At 60.5% G+C, this 7,212-nt stretch carries 8 protein-coding genes; 6 read left to right on the top strand and 2 right to left on the bottom strand.

Going from position 1 to position 7,212, the window contains the following annotated elements; all coding sequences use genetic code 11:
* Positions 1-17 precede the first annotated feature (17 nt).
* Both AU465_RS33585 and AU465_RS33580 read right to left on the bottom strand, forming a co-directional pair.
* The gene (locus AU465_RS33585) at positions 18-296 is read right to left on the bottom strand and encodes an IolE/MocC family protein (protein ID WP_246506667.1); all 279 of its coding nucleotides are present in this window, start codon (positions 294-296) and stop codon (positions 18-20) included.
* An 87-nt stretch (positions 297-383) separates the two neighbouring features.
* Positions 384-1,379 (bottom strand): LacI family DNA-binding transcriptional regulator, encoded by a 996-nt coding sequence (locus AU465_RS33580; protein WP_192257357.1) that lies wholly within the window; start codon positions 1,377-1,379, stop codon positions 384-386.
* Between the two features lie 178 nt (positions 1,380-1,557).
* Here AU465_RS33580 and AU465_RS33575 point away from each other — a divergent pair, with 178 nt between their 5' ends.
* From AU465_RS33575 to AU465_RS33550, 6 genes are all read left to right on the top strand, one after another.
* Positions 1,558-2,508 (top strand): sugar ABC transporter substrate-binding protein, encoded by a 951-nt coding sequence (locus AU465_RS33575; protein ID WP_192257355.1) that lies wholly within the window; start codon positions 1,558-1,560, stop codon positions 2,506-2,508.
* Positions 2,509-2,613: 105 nt separating this feature from the next.
* Positions 2,614-3,735 (top strand): ABC transporter permease, encoded by a 1,122-nt coding sequence (locus AU465_RS33570; protein ID WP_010909827.1) that lies wholly within the window; start codon positions 2,614-2,616, stop codon positions 3,733-3,735.
* On the top strand, positions 3,735-4,523 hold the full coding sequence (locus AU465_RS33565) for an ATP-binding cassette domain-containing protein (protein ID WP_010909826.1): 789 nt from the start codon (positions 3,735-3,737) through the stop codon (positions 4,521-4,523). Before AU465_RS33570 ends, AU465_RS33565 begins: the two co-directional genes overlap by 1 nt.
* Before the next feature lie 78 nt (positions 4,524-4,601).
* The gene (locus AU465_RS33560; RefSeq protein ID WP_192178142.1) at positions 4,602-5,396 is read left to right on the top strand and encodes a TIM barrel protein; all 795 of its coding nucleotides are present in this window, start codon (positions 4,602-4,604) and stop codon (positions 5,394-5,396) included.
* 34 nt (positions 5,397-5,430) lie between these two features.
* Positions 5,431-6,447, top strand: coding sequence for a Gfo/Idh/MocA family oxidoreductase (locus tag AU465_RS33555; RefSeq protein ID WP_192257354.1), 1,017 nt, complete (start codon positions 5,431-5,433; stop codon positions 6,445-6,447).
* Between the two features lie 30 nt (positions 6,448-6,477).
* Complete coding sequence (locus AU465_RS33550; RefSeq protein WP_210325381.1) at positions 6,478-6,762, top strand: MurR/RpiR family transcriptional regulator; 285 nt, start codon at positions 6,478-6,480, stop codon at positions 6,760-6,762.
* Positions 6,763-7,212 lie beyond the last annotated feature (450 nt).

The following is a 7,212-nucleotide window of genomic DNA, read 5'->3' as shown; positions in this document are numbered from 1 at the left end:
GAATCACCCAACAGATATCAACTCAACAAATTAATGGGTCCTGACCCTAGTTTTCCCGAATGCCAGCCGGACGCCAGGGCGAGACCATGGCTAGCAAGCAGCGGGCTCAGGGTGTTTGCATTTCGCGGAAACTTTCGCCCGAGCTCCACGCCATGATATCCAGCGTCGGCGGCGTCACGCAGGCAGGTTTCCAGCGGTATATCCGCGCCAAGGTCTTCAAGAACGTCGTTCGCCCAGGACAGCGGACTGACGGCTAGTCGCACGTCGGGCGGCAGCAAGATATCAATCTGGGTCATTGCATTCCCTGCATAATGTTCGATTGGAACTGAGAGGCCTCGGCAGGACAACGTTCGCCGTGTCCCCGATTGGCTCTGAGAAGTGGCTCAGGCAGAATTCCTGACGATGAGCTTTCCCGGCAGTGTGACAGTCTCAGGGGGCAGCCGCCCGGTTATCATCTCGATGACAACCTCAACCATTTCGTCCTTCGGCTGCTCGTATGTGGAAAGTCCATAGACCGATGCTCCGCCCAGCTCGTAATTGTCGAAGCCGATGACGGCCATGTCCTGCGGCACACGCAAGCCAAACTGCCCGCGGATTTCGTCAAGCGCGCCGATGGCCAGGATGTCGTTCTCGCACATGAGGACGTCGACCCTATCCTTGGCGTCCGTATTCTGAAGATAGTGGTGAACGGATTCTGCTCCGGCCTGCGCGCTATACCTTTCCGCCGATATCACCGCGGTCTCGTCTACACCCTTCTGTTTCCAGAAATCGATGAAATGATGCCGGCGCCTGAGCGCCGTGGAGAGGGCCGGCGCCCCAGCCATGAAGCCCGGACGCCGGTATCCTTTTTCATAAAGATGATCGACGATCTCCTTCAATGCCAGCTCGGCGTCACAGACAACGGCAGGCACGCCATCGATCTGGCTGTCCCTTGCCAGCACGAACATCGGCGGCATGCTCCGGCCCAGCCGCCTGTCATTCAACGTTTCGCTGCGAAAAGCAGTGCCGAACATGATGATGGCATCGACCTGGCGCTGATCCGCGTTGAGCAGGGCACGCACATGATCGAAGTGATTGTTGATGTTGATCAGCATGGCGACCAGCCCTTCAGCCTGCAGCCGATCGGTCAAAGTCTCCAGGAAGGGCAACTTCTGAGGGTTGGCAAAGTCGTCGACGAAGACCGCCACCTGATGCGTGAGATTGGTGGCCAAGCTGCGGGCGAGGAGGTTCGGCGAGTAGTTAAGCGCCGCTGCAGCCTGCAGAACCCTACGTTTGCTCTCTTCGGTAATCGATGCGCCCGGCGTGAACGCACGGATAACTGTCCATTTTGAGACGCCGGCCGCATCTGCCACGTTCTTCGCCGTTGCCCGCCTTCTCATGAAGCCTCCACAAAATGAAACGTCCATTCCATTTTCTGATTCCGTGAAATGAACGCTTGCTTTTAGCGTATCAAAAGCTATGATGCACGCGTTTGCACCCGGTAGCAAACACTTTTGCACCCGGTAGCATTCGCTTTTTTGCCGCCTCAGGAGGAGACGGCAACGTTAGGAGGAGCAGATGAAATCCATTCTAAAGAGACTCGCAGTCGGTGCCGTCATCCTCGGTGCAGCAGCTTCAATGGCCATCAGCGCCAGAGCTGAGGATATTTCCATTATCGCGGTCACCCACGGACAGGCGTCAGATCCATTCTGGTCCATCGTGAAGAACGGGATGATGCAGGCCGGGAAGGACAGCAATGTCAAAGTCGACTATCGCGCTCCGGAAACCTTCGACATGGTGGCAATGGGCCAACTGATCGAGGCTGCCGCTAATCAGAAGCCTGCCGGCATCGTCATCTCGGACCCTGACCCGGATGCGCTCGGTCCGGCAATCGAGAAGGCTGTCGCGGCCGGCATTCCGGTGATTTCGATGAATTCAGGCATCTCGGCGGCAGAGAAGCTCGGCATCAAGCTGCATGTTGGCCAGGACGAAGGCCCAGCGGGCATCAAGGTCGGCGAGAAATTGAAATCCCTCGGCCTGAAGCACGTTCTCTGCGTCAACCAGGAAGTGGGCAATGCCGCTCTCGACCAGCGTTGCGCCGGCACCGAAAAGGGTTTTGAGGGCGGCAAGGTGACCGTGCTGCCGACAACGGCCGATCCGGCCGAGATCGAAGCGAAGATCCAGGCCGCGCTCACATCCGATCCGTCGATCGACGTGGTGCTCGGTCTCTCGGCCCCGCTCGTCGGCGAGCCTGCGGTCGCAGTCGTCGAGAAGATGGGCGTCGGCGACAAGGTGAAGGTTGCCTCCTATGACCTGTCGGCGGGCTTCCTGAAGGCGGTTGCCGACGGCAAGGCTTTGTTCGCGGTCGATCAGCAGCCCTACCTGCAAGGCTATCTGCCGGTGACGTTCCTCGCGCTCTATGCCCGCTACGGTACGATCCCCGCTGGCAATGTGCCCTCCGGTCCGAGCTTCGTCGAGAAGGACACGGCCGCTTCCGTCATTGAGAAATCCTCCCAGGGCATCCGCTAAGGAGAGCCGGGCGGTCCTCGCTTCGGCGGGGACCGCTCAATCTTCGTGCAGGACCGGAAGACCGCATCTGTACGGCTTGAGCTTGATAAAAATCGGGAGGAAACAATGACTCTGACCAAAGAACAGAGCACGGCCACAAGTCACTCCGATGAGCGACTGAAGAAAGTCTCGACGATGACCGCGCTCCTGCGGCGCCCCGAACTCGGCGCTGTTGCAGGCCTGGTGCTCGTGACCATCTTTTTCTTCTTCACCGCAAATCCGGCGATGTTCACGCTGGCCGGCATCATGAATTTCATGGCACCGGCCGCCCAACTCGGCATTCTTGCCATCGGCGCGGCTTTACTGATGATCGGCGGCGAATTTGATCTCTCGATCGGATCGATGGTGGCTTTTGCCGGGCTGGTCTTCGGCACCGCGCTCGTCGTTTGGCATGTGCCGCTCAGCGTTGCGATCCTGGTTGCCGTCGCCTTCGCCGTCTTCATCGGCGTCACCAACGCGCAGATCACGATGCGCACCGGCCTGCCGTCCTTCATCGTCACGCTGGCGTTTCTGTTCATCCTGCGCGGGCTGACCCTGGTCGGCCTAAAATGGGCGAGCGGCGGCTCCACCCAGCTTCGCGGCATGAAGGAGGCTGCCGCCGGCAGCCCGCTGGCGCCGTTCTTTTCGGGCGACGCCTTTTCGAGCCTGTTCTCGTGGCTCGCCGAGAAAGGCATCATCGAGGCATTTCCGAGCGGCGCTCCGAAAGTGCCGGGCATTCCCGTCGAGATTTTGTGGTTCATAGCGATCGCCCTGCTCGCGACGTGGGTCCTGTTGCGGACGCGTTTTGGCAACTGGATTTTTGCTGCCGGCGGCGATCCGCGCGCTGCCCGCAAATCCGCCGTGCCGGTTGCGCGGGTAAAGACGACGCTCTTCGTGATCACCGCGCTCTGCGCCACGCTGGTTGCCATCCTTACAGTTCTCGATGCTGGCTCGACCGACGCCCGCCGCGGCTTCCAGAAGGAGTTCGAGGCGATCATCGCTGCCGTCATCGGCGGGTGCCTGCTGACCGGCGGCTATGGCTCGGCAATCGGCGCCTTCTTCGGATCGATCGTGTTCGGCATGGTTCTGATCGGACTGACCTACACCTCGATCGACCAGGATTGGTACCTCGTCTTTCTGGGCGGCATGCTGCTGATCGCGGTGATTTTCAACAATGTCATCCGCAAGCGCGTAACGGGAGAACGCTGATGGCCACGTCCCAAACGCCCCTCATTGAGGTCAAGGACATCGTCAAGCATTTCGGCTCGGTCATTGCGCTGAACGGTGTGTCGATGAGCGTGAATGCGCATGAGGTGCTCTGCTTGCTGGGCGATAACGGCGCCGGCAAGTCGACGCTGATCAACACGCTTGCCGGCGTGCACAAGCCGACGTCCGGACAATTCCTGGTCGAGGGGCAGCCCCGGCTCTTTGCGGGACCGCGCGATGCCCTCGATGCCGGCATTGCCACCGTTTATCAGGACCTCGCCATGATCCCGCTGATGTCGGTGACCCGCAACTTCTTCATGGGGCGCGAGCCCGTGGTCGGTTTCGGGCCTTTCAAACGCATGGACATGGAGCACGCCGACAACGTCACACGAGACGAGATGCACAGGATCGGCATCGACGTGCGCGACCCTCAGCAGGCCGTTGGAACGCTTTCAGGCGGCGAGCGTCAGTGTGTTGCGATCGCCCGCGCGGTTTATTTCGGCGCCAAGGTCCTCATCCTGGACGAGCCGACTTCCGCTCTTGGCGTTGCCCAGACCTCCATGGTGCTGAAGTACATCGGCCAGGTCCGCAACAAGGGTCTCGGCGTGATCTTCATCACCCACAATGTCCGTCACGCCTATGCCGTCGGCGACCGCTTCACGGTGCTCAATCGCGGCAAGACGCTCGGCACTTACAGGAAAGATCAGATCGGCATCGACGAGCTCCAGAACCTGATGGCAGGCGGCAAGGAGCTGCAGTCGCTCTCAGAGGAACTCGGCGGAACGATCTGATCGAGAGCTTTTCACATGTCGGTGCGGCGCAATCGCGCCGCACCACTCGTCGTCATACCCACAATTCGAGAACCGCCAATGAGTGCATCCACGACCGCTCCCTTTCCCCTCGCAGCCTGCGCCGAGATGCTGTGGCGCGACAAGCCGATCGAATGGCGTGCCTCGCGCCTCAGGGAGATGGGCTTCGGCGTCGGCCTCTGGAATTGGCCGGAGCACGATCTCGCCAAGCTCGAGGCGACCGGAGCGACCTTCACGATCATGAACGGCTACCTTGCGGGCCGTCTGACCGATGATGAAGGTGCGGCCGAACTGATCAGAACGGCCCGCGAGACCGCACAGGTTGGCAAGCGCCTCGGGGTGCAGCGCCTCAACCTGCACGGCACGGGGCTTGGGGACAGGGGCCTCCCAGTTCAGCCCATCGAAGTCGTCACCGGTGCGATGTGGCTGAAGGCGCGTGACACTCTCTGCCGCGTCGTCGACCTAGCCGAGCAGGAAGGTGTCACCTTCACGCTTGAAAATCTCAACCTGCCGGTCGACCACCCAGGCGTGCCCTTTGGCCGTGCCGAGGACACGCTCGCCCTGGTGTCGAGCATCGGCCATGCGCGACTTCGCCTGAACCTCGATCTCTACCACGCCCAGATCGGCGAGGGGAATTTGATCGAACTCTGCCGCAAGTGCCTGCCCTGGATCGGCGAGATCCAGGTGGCGGACGTTCCGGGCCGCTGCGAACCCGGCACCGGCGAGATTAACTGGCGTGGTGTCGCCAAAGCCCTGAAGGCAATGGATTATTCCGGCCCTGTCGGCATGGAAGCCTGGGCCGCCGGCGATCCCGACGCCGCGCTCGAAGCCTTCCGCGAGGCCTTCACGGTCTGACTTACCTCTCCAACCCTTTTTTAGGATTGCTCGAATGCCCAAGAATAAGCCTGTCAGTGTCGGACTCATCGGCGCCGGTCGCATCGGTTCCTTCCACGGTGAGACCGTCGCGTGCCGCCTCGTCGGTGCCGATCTCGTTGGTATCGCTGATCCTGCGCCGGATGCGGCGTCCAACCTCGCTGAGAAGCTCGGCGTCGAAAGCGCCTACACGGATACGGCCGATCTCCTCTCTCATCCGGGGCTCGAGGCGGTGATTATAGCCACTCCCGCGCGGTTCCATACGAACGTCCTCGTGCAGGCCGCCGAAGCAGGCAAGGCGATCTTTTGCGAGAAGCCGATGGCATTGACCCTGGAGGATGCCGACCGGGCAATCGCCGCGGCGCGTTCGGCCGGGGTCCCACTTCAGGTGGGCTTCAACCGGCGCTGGGATCAGGCCTTTGCTGAGGGGCGAGCAGCGATTGATGCCGGGAAAGTCGGGACGCCGCAGCTCCTTCGCTCTCTCACGCGCGATCCAGGCCCGTTCGGCGCCGATCCGGCGCGGATCCCACTCTGGACCATCTTCTACGAGACGCTCATCCACGACTTCGACACGCTGTTGTGGCTCAATCCGGGCGCGCAGCCGGTAGAGGTGTCTGCTGTAGCCGACGCTTTAGTGCGGCCGGATTTCAGGGAAAACGGCTTCCTTGACACAGCGGTAGTCACAGTCCGGTTCGACAACGGCTCCGTTGCCGTCGCCGAAGCAAACTTCTCGGCACTCTACGGCTATGACATCCGCGGCGAGGTCTTCGGCTCCGGCGGCATGGTGACCATGGGCGACGTTCGTCGCTCCAGCATGACGCTCTTCGACAAGAACGGCCTGTCGAACGATACCTGGCGCCGCGACACCGACCATTTCGTCCAAGGCTACACGGCGCAGCTCGCCTCGTTCGTTCGAGCCTCTCGTACCTGCAAAGTTGAAGGACCGACGGGCGAGGACGCGCGCAACGCTCTAAAAATTGCGCTTGCCTGCATCGAGTCCGTCTCGAAGAAGCAAGCCATTCCGCTGCGATAGAAGCTTCTGGAGCTACAGAGGAGTGTGGTCATGCACGAGGCCATCAAACGACCAAGCGACGTGAGCGAACTCAAAGGCATGATTGCCTCACGGACGATCACACTTCCGGAGCAGCAGGAACAAGTTGCTCGGATGGCACTGGCGAAGCCAGACGTGATAGCTTTTGGCACCGTCGGCTCGATTGCCGCCGAATGCTCCGTCTCGCCCTCTACGGTGGTGCGCGCCGCTACGGGCCTCGGTTTCGCCGATTTTCGAGACTTCAGGGGTTTTTTTCGGCTGCACCTACGGAAGGCAACAGGCTTGAAGGCTGGTTAGCTCCAACCAATGCAGGGATGGATCGGTCAGCGTCAGTCGTGCGGCATTGAAATTATTGAGGAATTTTGTCCGAGAGCGCTACCAAATTGCGCATAATTTACTATATATTTCAATAGCTTATCTGAATTTTGGTAGCGGGAGAGCGCTACCGCCTTTCAGCCCACTCATCGAGCTACCTGTTCCGGCTTCGCTGCTGCGGTTGGCGAAGCGAGCCCGTCCTCCCTATGAAATCTGGGGTAGGAGTGACTTGCCCTCCGAATGCGGAGATCACAGGTTCGACTCCTGCCGTGTGCCAGTTTCAGCTTAAATATTAAATAGTCAGCGGCGGTAGTCAGATTCAGTCGCTGTCTGTCTTAGCCGCAAAAATTGAGGTGCGTTGCTGCTCGATAGGCTAGGGCACGAAGAACGAACCCGCTGCGCGGGATGGGCGCGTGTGGTGAGGTAGAGATC

Origin of the sequence: Mesorhizobium silamurunense (assembly GCF_014843905.1) — a bacterium.
Taxonomy (GTDB): Bacteria; Pseudomonadota; Alphaproteobacteria; order Rhizobiales; family Rhizobiaceae; genus Mesorhizobium; species Mesorhizobium silamurunense.
This window is presented reverse-complemented; position numbering and strand designations above follow the sequence as displayed.